The 23840-nt window shown below is 68.9% G+C and carries 24 protein-coding genes; 11 read left to right on the top strand and 13 right to left on the bottom strand.

Translation table 11 applies throughout. The annotated features are described in order from the left end of the window. Window positions 1–5: 5 nt before the first annotated feature. The 5 genes from AAFN46_RS19085 to AAFN46_RS19065 all read left to right on the top strand — a co-directional run bounded on the left by AAFN46_RS19085 (window position 6) and on the right by AAFN46_RS19065 (window position 6544). The gene (locus AAFN46_RS19085; RefSeq protein ID WP_347810275.1) at window positions 6–1091 is read left to right on the top strand and encodes a TRAP transporter substrate-binding protein; all 1086 of its coding nucleotides are present in this window, start codon (window positions 6–8) and stop codon (window positions 1089–1091) included. 475 nt (window positions 1092–1566) lie between these two features. Beyond that, entirely contained in the window at window positions 1567–2145 is a 579-nt protein-coding gene (locus AAFN46_RS19080; RefSeq protein ID WP_347810274.1) for a TetR/AcrR family transcriptional regulator, read from the top strand. An 84-nt stretch (window positions 2146–2229) separates the two neighbouring features. Further along, window positions 2230–3072, top strand: a complete 843-nt coding sequence (locus tag AAFN46_RS19075) for a Tim44 domain-containing protein (RefSeq protein ID WP_347810273.1) — start codon at window positions 2230–2232, stop codon at window positions 3070–3072. A 178-nt stretch (window positions 3073–3250) separates the two neighbouring features. Then, entirely contained in the window at window positions 3251–4351 is a 1101-nt protein-coding gene (locus tag AAFN46_RS19070; protein ID WP_347810272.1) for a hypothetical protein, read from the top strand. A gap of 204 nt (window positions 4352–4555) precedes the next feature. After that, window positions 4556–6544, top strand: a complete 1989-nt coding sequence (locus AAFN46_RS19065) for a PhoX family phosphatase (protein ID WP_347810271.1) — start codon at window positions 4556–4558, stop codon at window positions 6542–6544. Between the two features lie 42 nt (window positions 6545–6586). Here AAFN46_RS19065 and AAFN46_RS19060 read toward each other — a convergent pair whose 3' ends face one another. After that, window positions 6587–7048, bottom strand: a complete 462-nt coding sequence (locus AAFN46_RS19060) for a YbaK/EbsC family protein (RefSeq protein ID WP_347810270.1) — start codon at window positions 7046–7048, stop codon at window positions 6587–6589. A gap of 141 nt (window positions 7049–7189) precedes the next feature. On the opposite strand from AAFN46_RS19060, the gene AAFN46_RS19055 reads away from it, so the two are divergent. Both AAFN46_RS19055 and AAFN46_RS19050 read left to right on the top strand, forming a co-directional pair. Further along, window positions 7190–7597 (top strand): SMI1/KNR4 family protein, encoded by a 408-nt coding sequence (locus AAFN46_RS19055; RefSeq protein ID WP_347810269.1) that lies wholly within the window; start codon window positions 7190–7192, stop codon window positions 7595–7597. A 53-nt stretch (window positions 7598–7650) separates the two neighbouring features. Continuing rightward, window positions 7651–8286, top strand: coding sequence for a hypothetical protein (locus AAFN46_RS19050; protein WP_347810268.1), 636 nt, complete (start codon window positions 7651–7653; stop codon window positions 8284–8286). Window positions 8287–8289: 3 nt separating this feature from the next. On the opposite strand, the gene AAFN46_RS19045 is transcribed toward AAFN46_RS19050, so the two are convergent. From AAFN46_RS19045 to AAFN46_RS19030, 4 genes are all read right to left on the bottom strand, one after another. Next, on the bottom strand, window positions 8290–9684 hold the full coding sequence (locus AAFN46_RS19045; protein ID WP_347810267.1) for a pectin acetylesterase-family hydrolase: 1395 nt from the start codon (window positions 9682–9684) through the stop codon (window positions 8290–8292). Window positions 9685–9869: 185 nt separating this feature from the next. Then, on the bottom strand, window positions 9870–10550 hold the full coding sequence (locus AAFN46_RS19040; protein WP_347810266.1) for a HAMP domain-containing sensor histidine kinase: 681 nt from the start codon (window positions 10548–10550) through the stop codon (window positions 9870–9872). Next, window positions 10547–12151 carry a response regulator gene (locus AAFN46_RS19035; protein ID WP_347810265.1) on the bottom strand — a complete coding sequence of 535 codons (1605 nt, stop codon included), beginning with the start codon at window positions 12149–12151 and terminating at the stop codon, window positions 10547–10549. The genes AAFN46_RS19040 and AAFN46_RS19035 overlap by 4 nt, the downstream gene beginning before the upstream one ends. Window positions 12152–12227: 76 nt before the next feature. Next, entirely contained in the window at window positions 12228–12890 is a 663-nt protein-coding gene (locus AAFN46_RS19030; protein WP_347810264.1) for a GntR family transcriptional regulator, read from the bottom strand. 284 nt (window positions 12891–13174) lie between these two features. Here AAFN46_RS19030 and AAFN46_RS19025 point away from each other — a divergent pair, with 284 nt between their 5' ends. Together AAFN46_RS19025 and AAFN46_RS19020 are read left to right on the top strand one after the other, a co-directional pair. After that, a complete protein-coding gene (locus AAFN46_RS19025) occupies window positions 13175–14566 on the top strand; it encodes an aspartate aminotransferase family protein (protein WP_347810263.1) in 1392 nt (463 codons plus the stop codon). A 139-nt stretch (window positions 14567–14705) separates the two neighbouring features. Next, window positions 14706–16073, top strand: a complete 1368-nt coding sequence (locus AAFN46_RS19020; RefSeq protein WP_347810262.1) for a glutamine synthetase family protein — start codon at window positions 14706–14708, stop codon at window positions 16071–16073. Between the two features lie 11 nt (window positions 16074–16084). On the opposite strand, the gene AAFN46_RS19015 is transcribed toward AAFN46_RS19020, so the two are convergent. Next, window positions 16085–16807, bottom strand: coding sequence for a tetratricopeptide repeat protein (locus tag AAFN46_RS19015; protein ID WP_347810261.1), 723 nt, complete (start codon window positions 16805–16807; stop codon window positions 16085–16087). A gap of 183 nt (window positions 16808–16990) precedes the next feature. Here AAFN46_RS19015 and AAFN46_RS19010 point away from each other — a divergent pair, with 183 nt between their 5' ends. After that, window positions 16991–17473, top strand: coding sequence for an acyl-CoA thioesterase (locus AAFN46_RS19010; protein WP_347810281.1), 483 nt, complete (start codon window positions 16991–16993; stop codon window positions 17471–17473). 31 nt (window positions 17474–17504) lie between these two features. Here the strand turns inward: AAFN46_RS19010 and AAFN46_RS19005 are convergent, their stop codons facing one another. The 4 genes from AAFN46_RS19005 to AAFN46_RS18990 all read right to left on the bottom strand — a co-directional run bounded on the left by AAFN46_RS19005 (window position 17505) and on the right by AAFN46_RS18990 (window position 21133). Further along, a complete protein-coding gene (locus AAFN46_RS19005) occupies window positions 17505–18869 on the bottom strand; it encodes a PepSY domain-containing protein (RefSeq protein WP_347810260.1) in 1365 nt (454 codons plus the stop codon). A gap of 56 nt (window positions 18870–18925) precedes the next feature. Then, window positions 18926–19291: a DUF2946 family protein gene (locus tag AAFN46_RS19000; protein ID WP_347810259.1), complete on the bottom strand. Its 366-nt coding sequence runs from the start codon at window positions 19289–19291 to the stop codon at window positions 18926–18928. Between the two features lie 62 nt (window positions 19292–19353). Beyond that, complete coding sequence (locus AAFN46_RS18995; RefSeq protein WP_347810258.1) at window positions 19354–20592, bottom strand: hypothetical protein; 1239 nt, start codon at window positions 20590–20592, stop codon at window positions 19354–19356. A gap of 7 nt (window positions 20593–20599) precedes the next feature. Then, window positions 20600–21133 carry a zf-TFIIB domain-containing protein gene (locus AAFN46_RS18990; RefSeq protein WP_347810257.1) on the bottom strand — a complete coding sequence of 178 codons (534 nt, stop codon included), beginning with the start codon at window positions 21131–21133 and terminating at the stop codon, window positions 20600–20602. 128 nt (window positions 21134–21261) lie between these two features. Between AAFN46_RS18990 and AAFN46_RS18985 the strand changes: the two genes are divergently transcribed. Next, window positions 21262–21666 carry a DUF3301 domain-containing protein gene (locus AAFN46_RS18985; protein WP_347810256.1) on the top strand — a complete coding sequence of 135 codons (405 nt, stop codon included), beginning with the start codon at window positions 21262–21264 and terminating at the stop codon, window positions 21664–21666. Here the strand turns inward: AAFN46_RS18985 and AAFN46_RS18980 are convergent. Genes AAFN46_RS18980 through AAFN46_RS18970 form a run of 3 tightly spaced genes read right to left on the bottom strand, consistent with a single transcriptional unit; the run spans window position 21663 to window position 23767 of the window. After that, on the bottom strand, window positions 21663–22028 hold the full coding sequence (locus tag AAFN46_RS18980) for a hypothetical protein (protein WP_347810255.1): 366 nt from the start codon (window positions 22026–22028) through the stop codon (window positions 21663–21665). The genes AAFN46_RS18985 and AAFN46_RS18980 overlap by 4 nt on opposite strands. Window position 22029: 1 nt before the next feature. Beyond that, on the bottom strand, window positions 22030–22911 hold the full coding sequence (locus AAFN46_RS18975) for an alpha/beta hydrolase (protein ID WP_347810254.1): 882 nt from the start codon (window positions 22909–22911) through the stop codon (window positions 22030–22032). 55 nt (window positions 22912–22966) lie between these two features. Continuing rightward, window positions 22967–23767 (bottom strand): alpha/beta hydrolase, encoded by an 801-nt coding sequence (locus AAFN46_RS18970; RefSeq protein ID WP_347810253.1) that lies wholly within the window; start codon window positions 23765–23767, stop codon window positions 22967–22969. Window positions 23768–23840 lie beyond the last annotated feature (73 nt).

The following is a 23840-nucleotide window of genomic DNA, read 5'->3' as shown; positions in this document are numbered from 1 at the left end:
CCCCCATGATTCGCCGCCCCCTGATGCTGCTCGCCGGCATCCTCGCCGCCCTCGGCCTGAGCGCCTGCAAGGAAGACAGCACGCCGGCCGCCTCCGCCCCGGCCGCCCAGCAGCATGAGTGGAAGATGGTCACCGCCTGGCCGAAGAACTACCCGGGCCTGGGCACCGCGGCCAACCGCTTCGCCGAGCGGGTGCAGACCATGAGCGGCGGGCGCCTGCGCATCAAGGTCTACGCCGCCGGCGAGCTGGTGCCGGCGCTGGAGGTGTTCGACGCGGTGTCGCAGGGCACCGCCGAGCTGGGCCATGGCGCCGCCTACTACTGGAAGGGCAAGGTGCCGGCCGCGCAGTTCTTCACCGCCGTGCCCTTCGGCCTGTCGGCCGCCGAGATGAACGCCTGGCTCAGCCACGGCGGCGGCCTGCAGCTGTGGGGCGAGGCCTACGCGCCGTTCGGCGTGCGCCCGCTGGCGGTGGGCAACACCGGCATGCAGATGGGCGGCTGGTTCAACAAGGAGATCAACTCGCTGGCCGACCTCCAGGGCCTGAAGATCCGCATGCCCGGTCTCGGCGGCGAGGTGCTGAGCAAGCTCGGCGCCACCACAGTCAACCTGCCCGGCGGCGAGGTGTTCACCGCCCTGCAGACCGGCGCCATCGACGCCACCGACTGGGTCAGCCCCTACAACGACCTGGCCTTCGGCCTGCACAAGGCGGCCCGCTACTACTATTACCCGGCCTGGCAGGAGCCGCAGGCGGCGCTGGAGCTGCTGGTCAACCAGAAGGCCCTGGACGCCCTGCCGGACGACCTCGTGGCCATAGTCGAGGAGGCCGCCCGCGCCGCCAACCAGGACATGCAGGACGACTACGTGTACAACAACGCTCGCGCCCTGGAAGAGCTCAAGCTGCAGGGCGCCGAGCTCAAGCGCTTCCCCGACGAGGTGCTGGCGGCGCTGCGCCGGCAGTCCAGCCTGGTGCTCGGCGAACTGGCCGCGCAGAGCGAGCTGAACGGCCGCATCTGGGCCTCGCTGCAGGCCTTCCAGGCCCAGGTCACGCCGATGCATCAGGTCTCCGAGAAGGAGCTGTACAACTGGCGCTGATCCTCGCACGCGCCGCCTAGGCTGGGTCGCGCCGCGCAGCTAGAAACGCGCCGCGCCGAAGCCCGTCGTTCAGGTCTGCGGCCGTTGTTCTCCCTCTCCCCCTGGGAGAGGGCTGGGTGGGCCGCGGGCGGATGAGGGAGGCAACGAGTAGGCGATAGTCCCTCACCCCCAGCCCCTCTCCCGGCGGGAGAGGGGGGCACTTAGGACACCTTTTACCGGGACAACATCCAAGTGAGGGCATTGCGCAGTGTGTCCTCAGGCAGAGACAAGCCAGAAACACGCCGCGGCTCTGTAAAGGATGTCGCGGCTTTTTCTTAAGTGAACAGCATTAGGTCTAGCGGGAGTCCTTGCGCCGGGTTTCGCTGCGCTCTACCCAGCCGACCCGGCGCTCATCCGCCGGCGACGCGGCCGCCATCCGTCAGCTGCCACCAGCCCGGCACCCGGGCTGGCCATACTGACCAGCGGAGGTTTCCATATGCCCCGCTCCAGCCCATCCGCCGCGCATATCCTCGACAAAGCCCTCGAGCTGGCCGATCTCTGCGGCTGGGAACGCCTGCACCTGCACGAGGTGGCCGAGGAGCTGGACTGCGACCTGGCCACCATCGCCCGGCATTACCGGCAGAAGGACGATCTGGTCGAGGCCTGGTTCGACCGCGCCGACCAGGCCATGCTGACCCGCGCCACGGCCACCGACCTGGTCGCGCTGGACGCCGAGAAGCGCCTGGAGGAACTGCTGCTCGCCTGGCTGGCGGCGCTGGCCCCGCACCGCACGGTGACCGGGCAGATGCTGCTGTACAAGCTGGAGCCCGGCCATATCCACCTGCAGGTCGGCGGCCTGCTGCGCGTCAGCCGCACCGTGCAGTGGTGGCGCGAGGCCGCCGGGCGGCGGACCCTGCACCTGGCCCGCATCGCCGAGGAAAGCCTGCTGAGCGCCGCCTACCTGCGCACCTTCGTCCACTGGCTGCGCCACCGCGACGAGCACGAGGCCGAACTGCGCGCCCTGCTGCGCCGCCAGCTGCGCCGCGCCCCGCTGGCCCACCTGCTGCGCACATAAATCCGGAAACATTCTGCGCTGGCATTCGCCGCCCGGACTCGGCAGCATGACGCGCGAACCACAACCTCAGCGGGACCACCCCTCATGCAGCGTTTTCTCAGCATCGCCATGGCCCTGTGCCTGGGCCTGACCCTCAGCCTCGACGCCAGCGCCAAGCGCCTGGGCGGCGGCAAGTCGTTCGGCTCGGCGCCGACTCACCAGACCCGCCAGGCGGAGGCGCCCAAGGCCAGCCAGCCGGCCGCCACCAGTGGCGCAGCCGCTACCGCCGGCCGTGCCGCACCGGCCGCCAGCGGCGCCTCGCGCTGGCTCGGCCCGCTGGCCGGTATCGCCGCCGGCGGCCTGCTCGCCTCCATGTTGATGGGCGACGGCTTCGAGGGCATCCAGTTCCTCGACATCCTCATTCTCGGCCTGATCGCCTTCGTCATCTTCAGGCTGCTCGCCGCGCGCCGCCAGGCCCAGGGGCAGCCGGCCATGGCCGGCGGCATGCAGCGGCAGATGCCGCAGCAGCCGATCTTCGGCGGCGCCGCGCAAGCCGCTCGCCCGGCCATCAACGCGCCGGCCTGGTTCGACGAACAGCGCTTCCTCGCCGCCGGCCGCGAGCACTTCCAGGCCCTGCAGCAGCACTGGGACAGCGGCGACATGGACAAGCTGGCCGAGTTCTTCACTCCCTCGATGCTGGACTTCCTCAAGCAGGAGCGCGCCAGCCTGGGCGACGGTTACCAGTCGACCTACATCGACGATCTGGACGTGCAGCTGGACGGCATCGACGAGCTGGCCGACAAGACCGTCGCCACCCTGACCTTCCGTGGCGTGGCCAAGACCTCGCGCTTCGACCAGGGCGAGGCCTTCAGCGAAAGCTGGCGCATGGAGCGCGCCAGTGGCGACGACCAGCCCTGGCTGGTAGCCGGCATTCGCCAGAACGGCTGATTTACCCAGCAACCTGATCAAAAGCCCGGGCATGCCCGGGCTTTTGCATTTCTGCCGCGCAGGAAAATCTGCGACTCCCCTTGTAGTAACCAAATGTTTCACCTAATACTCGCCCCGGGCAGCGCCAACCTGCCCATAGGTACACGGACGCTACACATAACTACAAAAGGAATAAGTCATGGCGAAAACCCTCAGAAGTCCGGGGCAGAAGCGCAAACTGTGGATCCGCAGCAGCATGATCGCGCTGGCGCTGCTTGGCCTCACCCTCGCCTACTTCATCAAGGGCCCGGCGCAAGTCGCGGCGATCCAACTCAGCAAGCACCACGGCACCGCCGAGGCAGCCATCAGCGCCTTGGACCAGAGCGAAGAGGAATACCGGGGGCGCAAGGGACGCAAGAAGACGCGCCAGGTCTATACGGTCAGCTACGAGTACGCTGTCAACGACGTGCAGTTCCAGCAACAGCACGACCTGAGCGCCGGCCAGTACGACGCACTGCTTGGCAAGCAAACCGTAACGGTCTGGTTTGCCGAGCAGAAACCCGAGGAAGCCATTCCGCAGATCGTGGTCGAGCAGCAGGCCCACGAATCCGCCGTGGAACGGGTCATCGACGCCGCCCCCTACGTCATCGGCGTCGCGCTGCTATTGAATATCGTCCTAACCCTGCTGTTCGGCCGTGAACCCAAAGGCAAGCTGCCGGATGGCTTCTATACCGCAAACAGCTGGCTGGACATCGAGGACCACCGTCTGGTGATGCTCAACGGCCAGCAACTGGTGTCCATCAGTTTCGACAGCAAACAAGCCGACAACGTGCAGCGGCTTTATCAAAGTGGCGCCGATCTGGCCGCCATCCTCGGTCAGGTGCCCTGTAAACAGAAGGTCATCGACCTGAGCACGGTCAGCAAGGTCAGCAGCGAGCATTTCCGCGACACCATCGACCTGAAGTTCAGCGTGGATGGCAAGGAAAGCAGCGAGAGCCTGGAGTTCCTCAGCGCCACCGTGAAGGAGCACGCCCTGAAGCAGATCGCGCGCGCTCTGCCGGAGCGCCTGAGAATGAGCGTGGAGAAGCTCACCCGCCTGCAAGCCGCGCGCCCCGCGCTGATCGTGGCCCTGCTGAGCAGCGGCGCGCTCTATTACTTCGACAACGCGCTGGCGCTGGCCGGATGCGCACTGGTCCTGCTGTGGGCACTGAAGGTGCTCCTGCAACGCCTGCTCGACCCGACCGTGATCATCACCTTCAGCGCTCAGGAGCCGGCCAGCGACCTGCTGGCGAGCGAGTAACCCAGCCGCAAGACAAACCCGGGCCGAGCCCGGGTTTTTTTATGATTCCCCTGCGAGCCATTGGAATACCTCGGAGAGCGCGTCCGACAGAAGCGTTAACCGCCTCGCATCCCACCCATCCGCCACACAAGCGTCATCAACTCGTCGCTTTCTGCCGCTAGCGTCGTGGCTCCGTCGCACCTCCTCAGCAGAAGGAACCGAACCGTGAGCCTCGATGACAACCACGCCGTGCTGTTTGGCAACGGCGACGAGCACCCCAGCAACCATTGCGCCAACCCGCACATGAGCGAGCTGATCGACCAGCGCCGTCGGCAGATTCTCGCCGGCGGCGCCGCCATCGGCGCGCTGGGCTTCCTCGGCGTGCTGCCGCAGGCGGCCGCGGCGGCCGAGAAGAGCGCCGCCCTGCCCTTCAGGAAACGCAACCGCCTGCCATTCGACGCCATACCGGTGAGCCGCGCCGATGCCATCCAGGTGCCCGCCGGCTACCGCGCCAGCGTCATCCTCCCCTGGGGCACGCCGATCGCCGGCGGCTTCCCGCCCTTCCTCGAGGACGCCAGCAACAGCGCCCAGGACCAGGCCGAGCAGGTCGGCATGCACCATGACGGCATGCACTTCTTCCCCGCCGACGGCCGCCATGGCGGCGGGCGCCGCTCCAACCACGGCCTGTTGGTGTTCAACAACGAATACATCGACGCCCCGCTGCTGCACCCCAACGGCCCGACCACGGTGAATGGCAAACGCACCGTGGCCGACGAGGTGCGCAAGGAAATCAACGCCCACGGCGTGACCATAGTGGAGATCCGCCGCGACCGTTTCGGCGACTGGCAGGTCGTCCCGGGGCGCTACAACCGCCGCATCACCGCCGCCACGCCGATGCAGATAGCCGGCCCGGCGCGTGGTCATGCCCTGCTGCGCACCCGCTACAGCCCGGACGGCAGCGCCACCCGTGGCACCCAGAACAACTGCTCCAACGGCTTCACGCCCTGGGGCACCTACCTGACCTGCGAGGAAAACTGGGCCGGCTATTTCGCCAGCCGCGATACCGAGCTGCCGCGCGAGCTCAAGCGCTACGGCCTGCGCAGCACCAGCCGCTTCGGTTGGGACACCCTGCCCGGCGACGAATTCGAGCGTTTCGACGCCACCCGCAAGGCCGCCGAGGCGACCGGCGACTACCGCAACGAGCCCAACCACTTCGGCTGGATAGTGGAGATCGACCCCTTCGACCCGGACTCCACCCCGGTCAAGCACACCGCCCTCGGCCGTTTCGCCCACGAGGGCCTGATCTTCGCCCCGGTGCGCGCCGGCCGCCCGCTGGTCTGCTACTCCGGCGACGACTCGCAGAACGAATACGTCTACAAGTACGTCAGCCGCGGCAAGTACCTGCCGGCGCTGCGCAAGCCCGGCCGTCTGCTCGACGAGGGCACCCTGTACGTGGCCCGCTTCAATGCCGACAGCAGCGGCGACTGGCTGGCCCTGGACCTCAAGGACCCGGCCTTCCAGCGGGCCTGCGCCAGCGCCGGGGTGAGCTTCGCCGACCAGGGCGAGGTGCTGATCAACACCCGCCTGGCCGCCGATATCGTCGGCGCCACCAAGATGGACCGCCCGGAATGGGGCGCGGTCAACCCGGATAACGGCGAGGTCTACTTCACCCTCACCAACAACAGCTCGCGCAGCGTGCCGGACGCCGCCAACCCGCGCGCGGCCAACCCCTACGGGCACATCATCCGCTGGCGCGAGGACCGTCGCGACCATGCCGGCCAGCGCTTCAACTGGGATATCTTCCTGCTCGCCGGGCCGCAGTCCGACAGCCGTGGCCCGAACGGCGCGGCGCTGGACGACAGCAACATCCTGGCCAGCCCGGACGGCCTGTGGTTCGACCCGGACGGCCGTCTGTGGATCCAGACCGACATGAGCGGCAGCCAGCTGGCCAGCGGCCCCTTCGGCCACAACCAGATGCTGGTGGCCGACCCGCGCAGCGGCGAGCTCAAACGCTTCCTCACCGGGCCGATCGGCGCCGAGGTCACCGGCATCAGCGCCACCCCGGACTTCCGCACCCTGTTCGTCAACATCCAGCACCCGGGCGAGGGCTCCACCGCCAGCAACCTGCTCAGCAGCTGGCCGGACGGCCCGGGCCGGCGCCCGCGCTCGGCCACCGTGGTGATCACCCGCGAGGACGGCAAGCGCCTGATGTGAGCGAACGCGGCCCGGGGGCGCCTGGCCCCCGGAGCCCGCGCCTCAGCACAGCTCGCACACCTCGGCGTGCGGCACCAGCCGCAGGTACTGCTCCATCTCCAGATGCACCAGATTCTCGTGGTCGCCGGCCTCCAGGTAGATGTCCTGCTGACGGGTCAGCTGCGGGTCGATCAGCATGGGCATGCCATAGGGCTCGCCCAGGGCCGGCAGGGCGCCCACCTCGCAGTCGCTGAACAGCCCGGCCACGGTCGCCTCGTTGCTCAGTTGCCAGTCCGCCTGGCCCACCTGCACCCGACTCAGGTCCAGATGCCGGCTGGCCGGCACCACCGCCATCAGGAAACGCCCGTGGCGATCGTCGAGGATCACCGGCTTGGCCATGCGCTCGGCCGGCACCGAGGCCACCCGCGCCGACTCCAGGCTGGTGGCCGAATGCGGGTGGCTCACCAGGTCGAATTTGCAGCGCGCGCCCTCCAGGCTGCGCTGTACCGTTGTCGCCATGCTCATCTCGCACCTCCAGGCCCCGCCCCCGACCAAGGCATTCAACCCCCAACGATCCTATGAATTCTAGTCAAGTCCCGCGTGCTTTTTGCGCCAGCGGCGCACTACTGTATAAAGCGCATCCCCTTGCACGAGAGCCTGCCCGCCATGGAAGAAGTCATCGAACAGTTGCGCGAACTCAGCGAGCCGGTGCCGGTGCCGCTGGAACTGCCGGACGAGGAGACCCTGGTGGAGATTCAGGAGCAGATCCTCATCCACCTGCCCTTCGAATTGCGCGAGTTCCTGCTCAAGGTCAGCGACGTGGTCTACGGCCGCCTGGAGCCGGTCACCGCCAGCGACCCGCAGTCGCACACCTACCTGCCGGAAGTCGCCGCCAGCGCCTGGGACCTGGGCCTGCCGCGCGACCTGGTACCGCTGTGCCAGGACGGCCGCGACTACTACGCGGTGGACGTGGAGGGCCAGGTCTGGCGGTGGGACGGCGACCAGGGCGAGCTGACCGACGAGAGCTGGGACTCGGTCTGGCACTGGTGCCGCGACGTCTGGCTGGAGAGCTGAACGGCGCCGGATGGTCTTAACTGGCAGGCAGGAGCTCACAGGGACATCGACTCATGGCGCAACCCAGAACCCGCCTGCTGATCGCCGGCCTCGCCCTCCTGGCCGGCGGCGCCGGCCTAGGGCTCGGCCTGCCCGCCGCCGACAGCGGGCCAGCCGTGCCGGCGAGCGATGCTCCGCCGCCTGCCGACGACCCCGGCGCCGATGCACCGCCGCCCGAGAATGCCGCCGCGCAGGCGCTAGCCGACGATCCCGCCGTGCGCGGCTATCAGGCGCGCCTGCAGTTCGCCGCCGACTACCGCGCCTTCCTGCAGGGCGCGGCGGGCCTCGCCGAGCACGAGCGGCAACGCCAGGCCGAGGCCCTGGCCAGGGAAATCGACCGGCGCGAGGCCGCGCGCGAGCTGGCCCTGAGCGAGGCCCTGCTGCTGCAGCTGGGCCTGGTACAGGCGCTGGGCGGCGACGAAGACAGCCAGAAGGCCCGCGCCGACGCGTTGCTGGCGCGCTACCAGGCCTTGGGCAAGGCGCGCGAGGCCGGCGCCCAGACGCCCGATGCGCGCTTCAGCCGCTACAAGTCCGAGGAGAAGCGCATCGTCGAGGAGGTGATGGCGCTGCAGAGCATCCCCGACGGCCTGAGCCGCGACCAGTACCTGCGCCAGCGCCTGCAGGAGGCGCGGGAGCAGGCTTACCAGTGACCCTCAGAGCAGCTGGTCGATGATGTAGTAGAGCAGGTTGAAGGGCTTGGCTTTGTCCGCCGCATCGCTGCTCTCGGAGGCCGAAAGCACCGCGCCGCTGCCATCCAACAGGTTGTTGACGAAGTGGTCCAGCTCCAGGTTCTGCTCCTGCACGTCCGCGTTGGCGAACTCGATGATGCTGGTGCAGTGGCTCTCGTTCACCGCCCGGTACTGCGGGAAGTAACCGCCGAAGTTGCTCAGGTTGGCCAGGCGGTCGCGCAGGCGCCCGGTGTCCACGTCCCACTTGGCATGGATCAGCGCCTCCTTGGTGGCGGCGTCCGGGGCGGCGATGATGTCCGGGTGGAAGCGCTCGTAGGAGTAGGCCGAGTAGTTGAGGTCTTCCCAGAAGTGGGTGTGCCCCAGGCGGTCGCCGGGCAGGTTGCTCGACAGGGCCGGGTAGAGGCTGCCCAGGTCGCTCGGGTCGAGCCCCGGCAGGCGGCTCTGCAGGAAGGGCAGCGGGCCGGCGTCCAGGCCCCAGGCGCTGCGAATGTGGTCCTGCAGCAGACGCGAGGGGTACTGCCCGACGTCGCCACCCAGCGGCGCGTTGAATACCGGACCGGAGTCGTTGAGTAAAAAGCCGCGGCTCGGCGCCATGTCCTGGCGGATGCCCGCGTAGTTGGTCAGGCTGCCGGCGCCGCCGGCGCTGCAACCTGTGGTGAGCAGCTGCGCCGGGCGCGGCAGGTTGTTCTTCAGCCAGGCCACCACCGCGCGGGTGTTGCGCAGGCCGTTGTGGTGCCACACCAGCGGCGGCTTCTGGTTCTGCGGGTCCTGGTACACCGCCACCTTGTCGCCCGAGTAGATATCGCCGGTGCAATAGGGCACGTAGATCATGTTCCAGTTCTGCGGCTTGGTCCGCGTCCAGGGGTGCAGGCGCACCACCAGCGGGCTGACCAGGCTGGCCCCGGGGTTGAGCAGGCTCATGTAGTCGTCGGGAATGCCATCGGGATTGCGCGCCCCGCGAATGCCGCCCTGCCCGCTGCAGCTGGCATAGTCCCAGCAGGCGCCGCCGCCTTCCAGGTAGATGATGGTGTTGCTGGTGTTGGGCACGCGGTTGACGAAGAACTTGTAGGGCGAGCCGTTGCCGCACACCGCGCCGGTCTGCGGCGCCAGCTGCACGGTCTGCCAGGCATAGTAGTTGCCGGGCCTGAAGCCGGAGTTGAAGCCCCCGGGGTTGTTCAGCAGCGGGTAGGGGCCGCTGGCCTGCTCGGGCGTCACCTTGTTGTCCGCCGGCGGCGGCGAGCTGAGGTTGAGCAGGGTCTTCCAGAAGCTGTAGTCGCCCAACTCGGCGTGGGCGGGCGTGGCCAGGCACAGGGCCAGCGCGGAGACGCAGCTGGCCAGCAGGGAAGGCTTCATGGGCATGTCCTCGTCTTGTTCTTGTTGTACGAGCACGGTCAACTGCCGGGCGTCCATGCTTCGCGGGCTGCACTGAGATCAGGGCATATCAGGCACGCTAGTACATGATGCTAGATGCCTTATATCGATTCGGGATATGTCGACAAAAGAAGCTAATGGACTCGAACATGTCGCCATCGACGGGCAATGACTCAGGGCAGAAAGATGCGGAACTCGCCGCCACCCAGCGGCCCGCCGTTGGCCAGCTCGATATAGCCGCGCACGCCGTCGCGCTCGTGCAGCTCGGCGATGCGCGCGGCGAAGTACAGCCCCAGGCCGGTGCTGCCGCTGCTCTGGTTGAGGCCCAGGACGTAGTCGCCCTGGCGCTCCAGCATAGCCTGCGGGTAGCCGGCGCCGTCGTCGTTGACGCTGATCAGCACGCCACCGTCCTGCTCGCGGGCGGCGATCAGCAGGGTGTTGCGCGCATAGCGGATGGAGTTGGCGATGACGTTGCCGAGCACCGAACCGACCAGCTCCTGGTCGAAGAAGCCCATCAGGTCGAACGCCTCCACCTCGCCGCGGGCGACTATGCCGCGGCTGTCGAGAATCTCCTGATGGCGCGCCAGCTGGGCGCCGATGAAGTCGTCCAGTTCGTGGTGGGCGGGAAACAGCGGCAGCTGGTTGACCCCCAGCTTGTACAGGCCGAGCAGTTGCACCAGCATGCCGTTGAGGCGCGCCGCCTCGTATTCGATCACCCCGCGCTCGGCGCCGCCCTGCAGCTCGGCCGGCAGTTGCGCCAGCCAGCGCGCGTGGGCCTGGCCGAGCAGGGCCAGGGAGTTCTTCATGTCGTGCACGGTGGAGGCGATGACCGTGGCGATGTCCAGCCCGCTCATGCGCCGAAGGCCTTGCGCCGCAGCTGCTGGTAGCGCTCGTAGCGCGGGTCGCTGGCCGGGATCATGCGCACCGCATCGAGACAGGCGCGGCACTCGGCGAGCAGCTCGGCGCTCGGCGCGTCGCCGCCCAGGCGCAGCAGCGACTGCGCGGTATTCAGCGCGATGCTGATGTTCTTCGGCTGCAGCGCCAGGGCCCGGCGGAACAGCTCCAGGGCGTCGTTGGCACGACCCAGCTGGTAGGCGCGCACGCCCTGGCGGTTGAGTTCCACCGCCTCCTTGCCGCCGGAGAGAATCTGCGGGTCGTCGGTCAGCTTGGCGATGCCTTCCATCACCCTGGCATCGTCGCCGTATACCTCCACGCAGCTCTTCAGCATGGCCGTGCCGGCCTCGGCCTGGCCCAGCTGCTGCAGCTGGGCGGCCACGGTCAGGGCCGCCTCGGCGGGCAGGAACTCGCCGAGCTCCTGCAGGCCGGCGACGGCCTCGGCGGCCAATTGCGCGGCACGCACCGAATCGCCGGATTTCTGCAGGCTGCTGGCCTGCATCAGGCGGCCACGCAAGCGCACCGCCTGGTCCTCGGCGTACTGCTCGCCCAGCTCGCTGAGGGTCTGGTTGATCTCGGCCTGGGCACGCTTGTCCAGGCCGTCGTCGCCGGACGCGGCGATCAACGCCTGGCTCAGTCCCAGGTAGTTTTCCGGGCTCTTCAGGCGCGAGTTCCTGCCCTGGTCCACGGCGCTGCGGTAGGCCTTGCTGGCGCCGGCAAAGTCCTCGTTACGCATGGCCAGCTTGCCCAGCTGCATCTGCCGGCGGATGGCCAGCGGCGAGAGACGCACGGCGTCCTCCAGCACTCGCTGGGCACGCTCGGCCTCGCCCTGGGCCTCCAGCACGGCGGCCAGGCCGTCGTACAGCCCGGGTTGCATGGGGAAGGCCTGCAGGCCCTTCTCGAAGACCTCCCTGGCCCGTGGCAGATCGTTGCGCGCGCTCAGCAGCTTGCCCAGCGCCAGATAGGCCCAGGGCACCGCGCGGTCGGCCAGCACGCCGTGCAGCAGGCGCTCCAGATCCTCGTGGCGGCCCAGCTCGCGCAGGGCGCCGGCCCGGTAGCGCTGGCACAGCGGCAGCAGGCGCTTGTCCTGCTGGGCCAGGCTGTCGCAGGCGGCCAGCACCTCGGCCGGGCTCTGCTTGTCGAGGGCCTGCAGCACGGGCTTGAGCAGGCTCTTGCGCTCGACCAGCTTGTCCAGGCGCTGGGCCAGGGTGGCGCGGTTGAAGGGCTTGGTCAGGTAGCCGTCCGGCTCGTGCTCCAGCGCGCTGAGCACCATGGCCTGGCCGCTCTCGGCGGTGACCATGACGAAGATGCACTGGTGACTGATCAGGCGCGCGGCGAGCAGCTCCTCCAGGGTCTGCTGGCCGTTCTTGCCGCTGCCCAGGTTGTAGTCGTGGAGGATGATGTCGTAGCGCTTGTGCCGGCACAGGGCGATGCACTCCTCGCCGCGGTCGGCGGTGTCCACGTCCTTGGCGCCCATCTCGCGCAGCATGGCCTTGACCGCGCTGCGGAAGTCGGAGAAGTCGTCGACCACGAGAAAGCGCTTGCCGCTGTAATCCTGCATCGAGCAATCCTCAGAAGGCCGGAATACCGGTGGACTAAGTGTAAGACAGGAAATCCCGCCGACCAGAACGCGGCCACTAGCGAGCCGACGCATGCCCCTGTTCCAGCTCCAGCAGGTTGAGCAGGAAGCGCGCGAAGTAGATCAGGTCCTGCTCCATGGCCTGGCGCGCGGCCTTGCCGTCACCCGCCTGGAGGGCGGCGAAGGCCTGCTCGTGAAAATCGTTGAGGCGCAGCGACAGGTCGGCGCCGGTGAACAGGCGGTTGAAGAAGGGCCCGACCTGCAGCCACAGCGACTCGATGGCACGCAGCAGCACCGGATTGCCGCAGGCGCCGTACAGGCGCAGATGGAAACAGCTGTTGGCATCCAGGTAGGCCTGCACCTCGCGGCGCTCGATGGCGGCGTCCATGCGCGCCACATGCTCGCGCAACTCGTCCAGATCGGCGGGGCTGAGACGGGGCGTGGCCAGTTCGACGGCCAGCCCCTCGAGCTCCAGGCGCACCTGGAAGATGTTCTCGTAACGCTCGCGGGTCATCGCCGGCACCCGCACCGAGCGCTGTGGCTCGCCCTCCAGGGCACCCTCGGCGACCAGGCGCTGCAGCGCGGCGCGCACCGGCATCGGGCTGGTGCCCCACTCGCCGGCGAGGTCGCGGATCTTCAGGCGCTGACCGGGCTGGAAACGACCGGCCAGCAGGCCTTCGCGGATACGCTGGTAGAGCTGCTCCTGCAGATTGTCGGCCATGGCTTCAGCACTCCCGGGGCGGGGCGGGCAGTTGCGACAGGGTCAGGGAGCAGTGGCGCATGGGGTTCTCCGGATAAGCGGGCAAGGGCCGAGGCACAGTTTACAGGCAGCGACTGGCCGACGCCGCAGGCAGCGGCTTCAATTGTCCAATCAATGTCTCGTCTCAGAATATTATGTGATCACAAATATCCGATTTAATGCCGATTGTCGGGCGATAGTCGGTAACGTTGAATTTTTTGTGATCACAAAATAGCATGTGCGGAAATTCGAACGAGGTGTTCAACATGACTGCCAGCGGTATCAGCCCCGCCGCCGTGGAAAACTTCGCCGCTCGCGAGCGCGAACTCTTCCTGGCCCGCAACCCGAATTCCGTCGCCCTCGCCGAGCGCGCCCGCCAGTCGCTGTACGCCGGCGTGCCGATGCACTGGATGGCCGACTGGTCGACGCCCTGCCCGCTGTTCGTCGAGCGGGCCAAGGGCGCGCGCTTCTACGACGTCGACGGCCACGAGTACATCGACTTCTGCCTGGGCGACACCGGCACCATGTTCGGTCACTCGCCGGAGCCGATCGCCAGGGCCATCGCCGAGCAGGCGGGCAACGGCCTGACCACCATGCTGCCGGGCGAGGACGCGGTGGTCTGCGGCGAGCTGCTGGCCGCGCGCTTCGGCCTGCCCTACTGGCAGGTCACCGCCACCGCCACCGACTCCAACCGCTACGTGCTGCGCTGGGCCCGCGCGGTGACCGGGCGCAAGACTCTGCTGGTGTTCGACGGCTGCTACCACGGCACGGTCGACGACGTGATGGTGCGCTGCCGCGACGGCCGTACCGTGCACCGCTCCGGCCTGGTCGGCCAGGCCCATGACCTGACCCAGTACAGCCGCGCCATTCCCTTCAACGATGTCGCGGCGCTGGAGGCCGCGCTGGCCCAGGGCGACGTCTGCGCCCTGCTGTGCGAGCCGGCCATGACCAATATCGGCATGGTCCTGCCGGACCCGGGCTTCATGCAGAAGTGCCGCGAGCTCACGCGCAAGTACGGCAGCCTGCTGATCATCGACGAGACCCATACCATCTCCACCGATATCGGCGGCTGCACCAGACTGTGGAACCTCGACCCGGACTTCTTCGTGGTCGGCAAGCCGATCGCCGGCGGCGTGCCCTGCGGCATCTTCGGCTGCAGCGCCGAGATGGCCGAAAAGATGCTCGCCTCGCGCAAGCAGGCCCAGGCAGACAGCCAGGGCCACGGCCACAGCGGCATGGGCACCACATTGTCGGCCAACGCCCTGGCCATGCACTGCATGCGCGCCAACCTGGAGCAGGTGATGACCCAGGCCGCCTACGACCACATGCTGCCGCTGGCGGGGCGCCTGGCCGATGGCTTCCGTGGCCTGATCGCCAGGCACGAGCTGAAGTGGTCGGTGACCGAGCTGGGCGCGCGCAGCGAGTTCCAGTTCTGCCCGGTTTCGCCGCGCACCGGCGCCGAGGCCGAGGCCGCCTTCCACGACGAGCTGCAGATGGCCCTGCACCTGTACCTGATCAACCGTGGCATTCTGATCACCCCGTTCCACAACATGACCCTGTGCTGCCCCAGCACCTCGGCCGAGGACGTGGACAAGCTGATCAGCATGCTGGACCAGGCCATCACCGAGCTGCTGGCCATTCCCGGCGCGCGGCTCTAAGCCGGTCTCGGGCGCTCTTGCCCCCTCTCCCTCCGGGAGAGGGCCGGGGTGAGGGAAGCTCGAATCCACGTCGTCTGAACCACCCTCACCCCTAGCCCCTCTCCCAGGGGGAGAGGGGAACAGAAGCAAGGACACCACCATGCAATTCGCCGATCCCCAGGAAGCCCGCGACTTCCTCGCCCAGCACCCCGAGGTGCGCCTGATCGAACTGATGCTGATCGACGCCAATGGCATCCCGCGCGGCAAGCTGCTGCACCGCGACGAGCTGCTGGCGATCTACGAGAACGGCCGCCCGCTGCCCAGTTCCATCCTGTCGCTGACCATCCAGGGCGAGGACGTCGAGGCCAGCGGCCTGGTCTGGGAAGTGGCCGACGCCGACTGCTGGACCTACCCGATCCCCGGCAGCCTGACCCTGCAGCCCTGGCGCGCCACGCCCACCGGCCAGGTGCAGGTGAGCATGCACCCGACCCAAGGCGCGCCGGCCGCCGCCGGCGACCCGCGCCATGTGCTGGCGCGCGCCATCGAGCGGCTCAAGGCCGATGGCTTGCACCCGGTGATGGCGGTGGAGCTGGAGTTCTACCTGCTGGACAAGAATCGCTCGGCCTGCGGCCGCCCGCAGCCGGCCGTGCAGGCCAACGGCGTGCGCCCGCAGGCGCCGCAGGTGTATGGCGTGCTGGAGCTGGAGCAGCAGCAGGCCTTCCTCGACGACCTCTACGCCGCCTGCGAGGCCCAGGGCCTGCCGGTGCGCACGGCGATCTCCGAGTACGCCCCCGGCCAGCTCGAGCTGACCCTGGAACACCGCTTCGACGCCCTGCAGGCGGTCGACGAGGGCGTGCGCTACAAGCGCCTGGTCAAGGGCGTGGCCAACAAACATGGTCTAGTGGCCTGCTTTATGGCCAAGCCGTTCGGCGACCTGGCCGGCAGCGGCCTGCACATGCACGTCAGCCTGGCCGATGAACAGGGCAATAACCTGATGGCCAGCGAGGACCCACATGGCACCCCGCTGCTGCGCCACGCCATCGGCGGGATGATGGCCACGCTCAACGACGCCCTGGCCATCTTCTGCCCCAACGCCAACTCCTACCGGCGCTTCCAGGCCAACAGCTACGCGCCGCTGGCCAAGAGCTGGGGGGTGAACAACCGCACCGTGTCATTCCGCGTACCGGGTGGCCCGGCCAACAGCCGCCACGTCGAGCACCGCATCTGCGGCGCCGATGCCAACCCCTACCTGGCCGCCGCGGCGATCCTGGCCGGCATCCACCACGGCATCAAAAACCAGATCGACCCGGGCGAGGCCATAGTCGGCAACGGCTACCAGCAGGCGCGCGAGACCCTGCCGACCGACTGGCTCACCGCCCTGCGCAGCCTGGAAGGCTCGGCCTGGGCCAGGGAGGCGCTGGGCGAGGACTTCCTGAAGATCTTCCTGGCGATCAAGTGGGAGGAGCTGCGCCAGTTCATGGCCGAGGTCGGCGAGCAGGACTGGCGCTGGTATCTGACCCATGCCTGAGCCGACGCGGCTCAGAAACGCGCCACCGTGCTGGTCTTGTAGTAGCGGCCGGCGACGCTGATACCGGCGCCGCCGTAGGCCTGACAGCCCTCGCCCGGCAGCTCCAGCACGCGCATGTCGGCGCCGCTCCACAGCAGCTCCACCGCGCAGCCCGGTGCCAGGCCGGCGTCGCCCAGGCTGAAATGCGCGCCACTGCCGGCGAGGCGGCCACGCAGCTCGCCGATGGCCGCCGGCCCATAATCCTCGACCCGGGCACCGGCCCGCACGGGATTGAACAGCGCCACATGGGCCTGGCCCTGGCGGCGGATATCCAGGCTGCTCCACAGGCCCTGCCCGGCGTAGCGCACATAGTGCCCCTCGACACTGCCGGCCAGCGCCGGGAAGTCCAGCGCCGCCGCCACCTTGGCCAGGTTGTGACGGGTGGCCGCGCCGACGAAGCCACGCTCCAGCGCCACTTCCAGCCAGGCGCGGGCCATGCCCGGCTCGCCGGCCTTGAGGTTGGCCAGCATCAGGTTGTTCAGCGCCAGCTCCTCGGCGCCATGGGCGTCGCCGTTGTGCTGCTCGGTGCGGCGCAGCTGGCGCTCGAAGGCCTCGATGGCCCGCGCGTAGAGGCCGGCCCGGTAGGCGGCGCTACCGGCCTGGTTGCAGGCGTTGGGGCTGTCGCAGGCCTGCTCCGCGGCGGTGCACGGCGCGCCGAAAGGGAGCAACAGCAGAAGCAGGAACGGCGCACGCATGGTCGATCTCCTGGCGCAAAGGCGCAAGCTTAGCGGTCCGCCGCGCCATGCACCGGGCAAACGGCCGCAAAGTTGCATAGTGCCCCTGGCTGGCACAGCGAAGTACACAGGCAGCACCTATAACAACAAGCAGACCCGCAGGACTGCATCGCCAGCGCCCTAAAACTGCCTATGAGACACATGATGGAACTCGCAACCAGCAAACTCGCCATGACCGTGCTGATGACCCCGGACATGGCCAACTTCTCCGGCAACGTACACGGCGGCACCCTGCTCAAGTACCTCGACGAGGTGGCCTATGCCTGCGCCGCGCGCTACGCCGGCTGCTATGTGGTGACCCTGTCGGTGGACCAGGTGATCTTCCGCGAGCCGGTGCATGTCGGCGAGCTGGTCACCTTTCTCGCCTCGGTCAACTACACCGGACGCACCTCGATGGAGATCGGCATCAAGGTGGTCACCGAGAACATCCGCGAGCGCTCGGTGCGCCACACCAACAGCTGCTTCTTCACCATGGTGGCGATGGACGATCAGGGTCGGCCCAAGCCGGTGCCGACCCTGCAGCCGGAGTCCGCCGACGAGCAGCGGCGCTTCCGCCAGGCCCAGCGCCGCCGGGAGATCCGCGAGGAACTGGTGCGCCGCTACCAGTCCCTGGAGGACGAGGGCTAGGCGCCCGCGCCCTCCTCCCGGCGCGCCCCGCTCAGCCGGCGACCGGCTCGGCCCCGCGCCGGGCCAGGCGCTGACCGAGCCAGTCCAGCGCCAGCGCCAGCAGCAGCGAGGCGCCGACCAGCGGGAACAGCAGGCCCAGGCCACACATGATCGCCACCCCGCCCTTCCACAGCGGCAGGTCGTGGCGCAGCGGCGGCACGCCGAGGCCACCCCGTGGGCGGCGCTGCCACCACATCAGCAGGCCGCTGACCGAGCCGAGCAGGATCAGTAGGCACACCAGCAGCATGATCAGCTGGTTGGCCAGGCCGAACAGCTTGCCCTCGTGCAGCACCACGCCGGCCTCCACCGTGCGCGCCACCAGGCCGTAGTCGGCCCAGCGGATATCCGCCAGCACCCGGCCGCTGTACTGGTCCAGGTGCAGGGTGGCGTCATGGCGCGGATCGTCGGCGAACAGGGCGACGGTGAACACGCCTTTCTCGTCCTTCGGCAGGCTGATGCTGTAGCCCGGCCGCACGCCGAGGCGGCTGGCCGTGTCGACCACCTGCTGCAGGCCTATGCGCCCGGGCGCGGCCATGGCGGCGGCCTGGCCGTTATGCGCGGCATGCGGGTCGGACTGCGGCATGGGGCTGGTCTCCACCGCCCAGGCCACGGTCTGCACCGCCGCGCTGTTGAGGCTGCGCGCCTGCTCGGCGGACTGCGGCACCGCGTCCCACATGGCCGCCGGGAAATGGTTCCAGGCACCGGCGAACTGCGCGCCCCAGAAGCCGGTCCAGGTCATGCCGGTGAGCAGCATGAACAGCAGCACGGCGCTGCCCCAGAAGCCGCTCACCGCATGCAGGTCGCGCCACAGCAGGCGCCCGCGCGCGCTCAGGCGCGGCCACAGCACACCGGCGCCGCCCTGGCCGCGCGGCCACCAGAGATACAGGCCGGACACCACCAGCACCACGCCCCAGCCGGCGGCCAGTTCGATCAGACGGTCGCCCAGCGGGCCGATCAGCAGCTCGCCGTGCAGGCCACGGGCGATGGCCTGCAGGTTGTCGTGGGCATCCTGCGCGCCGAGCAGCGCGCCGCTGTAGGGGTCGAGAAACAGGTTGGTCTCGCGCCCGTCCAGGGTCGCGACGAACTGCGCGCTGCGCTCGGCGCCGCTCGGCGGCAGGTACTTGCTCACCCGCGCCTGCGGCAGGGCCTGCTGCAGACTCGCCAGCTGCTGATCGGCGCTCAGCGGCGTGCCGACCTGCCGCACATTGAGCAGCTCGGGGTACATCAGCTGGTCCAGCTGCGGCTTGAACAGGTAGACGATGCCGGTCAGCGCCAGCAGGATCATGAAGGGAATGACGAACAGCCCGGCATAGAAGTGCCAGCGCCAGGCCAAGTTGTAGAAGGATGGCTTGCTCACGAGAAATGCTCCGCAATGGTCGAATCGAGGGCTCTATGGCCCCTGTCGAGAAACGATCAGACGATGCGGAACGGGGGCGCGCGCGGCGGCGCGTCGTGGGCCGGCAAGGCGCTTCTGAATGCGCAGGCTGCGGTCCGGCCAGGCTGGGCCGGCACGCCGAGCGGCATGCCGCCCGGATCGGGCAGGGCGCCGGGCAGCGCCGGGCTGGACAGCAGCAGGGTGCAGTAGCCGCATTGGGCCCATGGCGGCACATCGTGCGACGACGGGTCGTGTCCACCCTCGCCGCAGGCCATCTCGCTGAGCCAGGCCGGCGTCTGCCCGGCGCTGGCCAGGCCCTGCGAGAACAGCGGCGCGGCCAGCAGCAGGAACATGGCCAGCAGGGCCAGGCGCGCGGTGCTTTGTAGATGGCGGGTCGACGGCAAGGACGGCTATCCGTTTCGGCAAAAGAAGGGGCGCCACCGCGCCCTGGGTGCAAGCATAGCCGCTATTGCGCCGGCGGCGCAGTCCAGGGCAGGCAGCGCACGCCCTGTTCGTCCTTGAGCGGCCCGTTGAAGCAGTAGGCCTGGCGCTTGTCGTCCCATTTCGCCCGCTGGCCCGGTCGATAGGGGTTGTCCGCGACCGGTACGGCCTGGCCCAGGGCGTTGAACAGGGTCAGCTTGGCGTCCAGATCGTGCAGGCGGGCCAGATACTTGTTGAAGTCGGGTATGGCAATGGCGCCGAGAATCGCGCCGACCGGATTGCGCATGCGGCGCCAGAGGCTCGTCTCGCTGCGCACCGGGGCTGCCAAGGTTCGCGCGAAGGCGGCAGTGCCCAGGCGTGACTTGGCGGCTATTCGCTGGTAGTCCGGCAGGCTGTCGTTGACCGTCATATGCGGCTTGTACATCCAGCGCAGCAGCCATTTGGCTCCGGCAGCAGTCTGCGGATCGTCCACCAGCGTCAGCAGCCCAGAGCCCACCAAGGCGAACTCACGGCGCATGGGCGCCTCCAGCGAACGCTCCGCCTCGCTCAGCGGCGCCAGGGCAGCCGGCGCCGGCACCAGACCGGCGCGATACAGCGCGGCGATGCTGTCCAGTTCACGACCGACCAGCTTCACCAGTTGCATCTTCAGGATCAGCTGGTCGGCCCGCTCCAGCCACCGGCGCAGCAGGCGCAGGTCCTGCTCCAGCAGGGCCAGGGCCTCGGCGCCGCGACCGTCCTCGGCCAGCGCCAGGGCCTGGGCCATGCGCAGCCGGTTGGCGCGCTCCAGGCTGGTGAAGTTGGCCAGCGGCTCGTCCATGCTCGGCGGGCTCAGGCTGCGGTAGTCCTGCAGCGCCAGCAGATTCTCGTAACGGCGCAGCAGTTCGGCATGTCGCACCAGCAGCTCGCCCAGCACCGCACGATCCTCTCGCAGCTGCTGCAGGCAGTCCCCTTCGCCGAGCACGCAGAGTTCGTCGCCGGGCAACGCGATACGGTCGCCAGCAGCGGAAGCCATCAGCTTGCTGAAGCTATGCTCCGCCCGCCACTGGCGGTGCGCCTGCACCCGCTGCCGACCGACCGCCTGCGGGTCCTGCCCGGCCGGTGCATCCAGGCCCAGCAACTGGTAGTAGGCGGCGCTGTCGCCGGGCGCCGGCGGCGCCAGCCAGGCCCTGGCCTGGGGATCGAGCGGCTCATCCAGCCACCATAGCCCGGCGAGCGCACCCAGCAGCACTGCGCTGCCCAGCAGGACTTTCTGCCACTTCTTCATCGCGGCCTCACTCGTGGCCGATGTAGTGCAGCAGCTCGCGGCGCTGCGGATGATCCTTGAGCCAGGCGCGCACCTCGTCGGCACGGGCCACGGCCTCGGCGCCGGCCAGGCGGGTGAAGCGCTCGCGGCGGGCCTGCTCGGCACTCTCCTGGCGCACCCGGCGCTGCCAGGCCTCGCTGAAGATCGCCGGCATCCTGCGGCTCAGCTCCAGGGCCTTGAGCAGCTGCCATTCGCCGCCGTCCAGCCAGGCCTCGTCGCAGGAGGTGCAGAGGTCCAGGCGATTGCCGCGGGTGCCGCTGATCTGGAACTTGCTCATCAGCTTGGCGCATTTCGGGCAGGTCAGCGCCTGCGGGCTCTCGCTGGCCGGCTCGGCTTGCAGCACGGCCTCGGCCGCCACGGGCTGCGGCGCGCGCTCGGCCCAGTCGCGGTAGTAGAGCAGCGCCACCAGGGCGCCGGAGCATTTCTCGCAACCGTGGGCCAGCAGGCCGTCGTCGAGCTTGGTGGGTTTCAGTTGCGAGTCGCGGCAGACGGGGCAATGCATGGGACATCCTTTTCTCTGATGGGGATCGCTGGGCGCGACCCTAGCCAAGAAGCCCGGCGAGCTCAAGCGCCGGCTGAGCGAGGCGTCACGGATCGGTTAAGCTTGGGCCTGTGACTGCCGGAGCCGCCATGATCGACCTGCTGGATGTACTGCTGCTGATGCTGTTCGCCGCCGCCTGCGCCTGGCTGTGGCGCGGCCATGGCATTCGCGAACGGGCCCTGGCGCTGGCCAAGCAGCACTGCGCCAAGCTGGACGTCGAGCTGCTCGACGGCAATGTCGCCTTTCGCCGCCTGGCCCTGGTGCGCGACGCGCGGGGGCGCAGGCGCCTGGCGCGGCTGTACGATTTCGAGTTCACCGTCACCGGCGAGCAGCGCCTGCGCGGCAGCGTACAGATGTTCGGCCTGCGGCCTGGGCGCATCGAGCTGCAGGCGCACCCCTTCCAGGCGCCGGCGCCATACGACGACAAGGTGATCCAGCTGGAGAGCTGGCGCCGCGAACACCCGCGGCCCGACGACCGGCGCCGGGTCGACTAATCGCGCAGCTGTTCCAGGCGCAGCAATACCTGCCGCCATTGCGGCTCGGCGGCATGAGTCATGGGCTTGCGCAACAGGCGGCAGCGCCAGCGGTGCCAGCGGCTCTGGCGCTTGTGCTGGTTGCGCCGGCAGCCGGCGTACAGCCAGGCCGGGTCGAAGCCAGCCCACTCGCCGGCCACGCCCCAGTGGTTGAACCACAGCAGCGGCGCCACCTCCTCCAGATAGATGAGCCGCAGCTCCTCGACCGGCAGGCCGCTGGCCAGCAGCACGCCGGCGATATGGCGGTGGTCGTGCTCCTGCAACTGATTGTCCAGCCACAGATCGGACAGTGCCAGCCACACATCCTCGCGGCCGGCTCCCATCTCAGGCCGACGCCTGGAGGAAGGCCCGCACTCGCGCGGCGGCGTCCGCAGGGTCTTCCTGCATGAAGCAGTGCCCGCCCGGCACTTCCTCGATACTCACCGCCGCATTGAGCCCGGCCAGGCGCCGCGCCGACTGACCGACGAAGGGGTAGGTCTTGTCGCCGTGCAGCAGCAGGGTCGGGGTGCTTATCTTGCCCAGCGCGGGCCACAGGCGCTTGGGGAAGGAGCTGAAGATGTCCACCTCGCGGCTCGGCCGGCACTTCAGCTCGACGCCGCCATCGGCCGCGTCCTTCAGCGCGTGGTCGACATAGGCCTGCAGCGCCGCGTCGGTCCAGCCGCGGAAGATGCCCCTGCCGCGCAGCAGGGCGAAGGCGCTGGCGCGATCCGGCCAGTGCCGGCGACGTGCCGCCGACTTCTTCGCCATGACGTTGCGCCGATGCAGGCCGAGCAGCTCGGACAGCGCCATCGCACCCATCATGGTCTGGGTGAACAGCACCGGGTCGAGCAGCACGGCGCGCTCGAACAGCTGCGGCTGGCGCGCCAGGATCAGGCTGGTGAGCACCCCGCCGAAACTGTGGCCGAGGGCATGCCGCGGCACCTCGCCGAAACGCGCGCGGCCGGCCGCGAAGGCCTCCACCGCCAGCTCGGCGCTGCGGTTCCAGCCGTGGAAACGGCCGCCGTGCTCGCTGTCGCCATGGCCCTGCACATCGCACAGCCAGAGGTCGAAGTGCTCGGCCAGCAGCGCCAGCATGGGCTCGTAGGTGCGCCCGCAGAAGCCGTTGCCGTGCAGGAAATGCAGCAGCGGCTTGCCGCTGGGCGGGCTGTGCCAGCCGCTGAGGGTGAAGCCGGCGGAGCAGGGGTGGGTCCAGGGAAGCAGTTGCATGAAGGAAGGGCCGCGACGAAAACGGCGCACAGTGTAGCGACGCGGTGTGCGCCAGTCAGGCGCCGATTGGCGGCGAATGCTCGGCGATAAAGGCCTGCAATAGCCGGTTCAGCTGCTGCGGCTGATCCAGCGGGGTGGCATGGCCGGAGTCCGCCACCACCTCCAGGCGGGCATGGCGCAGCTGGCCCAGATAGGCGCGCTTGTATGCCAGCGGGGTGTAGTCGCGGTCGCCGGCCACCACCAGCAGCGGCACCTCCGCCCGCCCCGCCGCCGGCAGCGCCGACCAGCCGGGAATGGCGCGCATGGCATGCAGGTAGGAGGTGCGGTCGTTGCCGGCGATGCGCTCGGCCACCAACTCGCGCAACGCCTGCTGCTCGGGCTTGGGGAACAGCTTGCCGGCGAGCATCCTGGCCAGCGCCGGCAGGCCGAGCAGGCGCACCAGCCCCAGGCGCAGCCAGACCTGGGCGCGCATCCTCCAGCTGTCCAGCGGGAAGCTCGGCGCGCTGTTGACCACCGCCGCCGCGCGCACCAGTTCGGGGCTGTCGGCCAGCAGCTGGAAGGTCAGCATGCCGCCCATGGAGATGCCCACCACGATGCAGGGCTCGATGCGCAGCGCGCGAATGAAGTCGGCCACGTCGCCGGCCAGCTCGGCCATGCTCACCGGCGCGCGCAGCGGCTCGCTCTGACCATGGCCGCGCACGTCCAGCGCCAGCACCTGGCAGTGGCGGGCCAGGTGCTCGATCTGCGGCTGCCAGTCGAGCAGCGAGGAACCCAGGCCGTGCAGCAGCAGCACCGGGCAACCCTGGCCCTGGCGAATATAGGCGAAGCGCCCATTGGGTAAGTCGAGATAATCCATAAACGTTCTTCCCTGCATTATTCGATGACAATAATCCGGCCTCGTCCAGATAACTGGACAAGTTCTAAAGTTG

The sequence above is a fragment of the Pseudomonas sp. CAU 1711 genome (assembly GCF_039888625.1).
GTDB lineage: Bacteria > Pseudomonadota > Gammaproteobacteria > Pseudomonadales > Pseudomonadaceae > Aquipseudomonas.
The sequence above is the reverse complement of the archived record's forward strand: the minus strand, read 5'-3'. Positions and strand labels throughout refer to the sequence as shown.

Excerpts from the sequence above, each read along its gene's own strand:
- AAFN46_RS19085 (WP_347810275.1), top strand. The coding sequence starts at position 6 with ATGATTCGCCGCCCCCTGATGCTGCTCGCCGGCATCCTCGCCGCCCTC.
- AAFN46_RS19080 (WP_347810274.1), top strand. The coding sequence starts at position 1,567 with ATGCCCCGCTCCAGCCCATCCGCCGCGCATATCCTCGACAAAGCCCTC.
- AAFN46_RS19075 (WP_347810273.1), top strand. The coding sequence starts at position 2,230 with ATGCAGCGTTTTCTCAGCATCGCCATGGCCCTGTGCCTGGGCCTGACC.
- AAFN46_RS19070 (WP_347810272.1), top strand. The coding sequence starts at position 3,251 with ATGGCGAAAACCCTCAGAAGTCCGGGGCAGAAGCGCAAACTGTGGATC.
- AAFN46_RS19060 (WP_347810270.1), bottom strand. The coding sequence starts at position 7,048 with ATGAGCATGGCGACAACGGTACAGCGCAGCCTGGAGGGCGCGCGCTGC.
- AAFN46_RS19055 (WP_347810269.1), top strand. The coding sequence starts at position 7,190 with ATGGAAGAAGTCATCGAACAGTTGCGCGAACTCAGCGAGCCGGTGCCG.
- AAFN46_RS19050 (WP_347810268.1), top strand. The coding sequence starts at position 7,651 with ATGGCGCAACCCAGAACCCGCCTGCTGATCGCCGGCCTCGCCCTCCTG.
- AAFN46_RS19045 (WP_347810267.1), bottom strand. The coding sequence starts at position 9,684 with ATGCCCATGAAGCCTTCCCTGCTGGCCAGCTGCGTCTCCGCGCTGGCC.
- AAFN46_RS19040 (WP_347810266.1), bottom strand. The coding sequence starts at position 10,550 with ATGAGCGGGCTGGACATCGCCACGGTCATCGCCTCCACCGTGCACGAC.
- AAFN46_RS19035 (WP_347810265.1), bottom strand. The coding sequence starts at position 12,151 with ATGCAGGATTACAGCGGCAAGCGCTTTCTCGTGGTCGACGACTTCTCC.
- AAFN46_RS19030 (WP_347810264.1), bottom strand. The coding sequence starts at position 12,890 with ATGGCCGACAATCTGCAGGAGCAGCTCTACCAGCGTATCCGCGAAGGC.
- AAFN46_RS19025 (WP_347810263.1), top strand. The coding sequence starts at position 13,175 with ATGACTGCCAGCGGTATCAGCCCCGCCGCCGTGGAAAACTTCGCCGCT.
- AAFN46_RS19020 (WP_347810262.1), top strand. The coding sequence starts at position 14,706 with ATGCAATTCGCCGATCCCCAGGAAGCCCGCGACTTCCTCGCCCAGCAC.
- AAFN46_RS19015 (WP_347810261.1), bottom strand. The coding sequence starts at position 16,807 with ATGCGTGCGCCGTTCCTGCTTCTGCTGTTGCTCCCTTTCGGCGCGCCG.
- AAFN46_RS19010 (WP_347810281.1), top strand. The coding sequence starts at position 16,991 with ATGGAACTCGCAACCAGCAAACTCGCCATGACCGTGCTGATGACCCCG.
- AAFN46_RS18995 (WP_347810258.1), bottom strand. The coding sequence starts at position 20,592 with ATGAAGAAGTGGCAGAAAGTCCTGCTGGGCAGCGCAGTGCTGCTGGGT.
- AAFN46_RS18990 (WP_347810257.1), bottom strand. The coding sequence starts at position 21,133 with ATGCATTGCCCCGTCTGCCGCGACTCGCAACTGAAACCCACCAAGCTC.
- AAFN46_RS18985 (WP_347810256.1), top strand. The coding sequence starts at position 21,262 with ATGATCGACCTGCTGGATGTACTGCTGCTGATGCTGTTCGCCGCCGCC.
- AAFN46_RS18980 (WP_347810255.1), bottom strand. The coding sequence starts at position 22,028 with ATGGGAGCCGGCCGCGAGGATGTGTGGCTGGCACTGTCCGATCTGTGG.
- AAFN46_RS18975 (WP_347810254.1), bottom strand. The coding sequence starts at position 22,911 with ATGCAACTGCTTCCCTGGACCCACCCCTGCTCCGCCGGCTTCACCCTC.
- AAFN46_RS18970 (WP_347810253.1), bottom strand. The coding sequence starts at position 23,767 with ATGGATTATCTCGACTTACCCAATGGGCGCTTCGCCTATATTCGCCAG.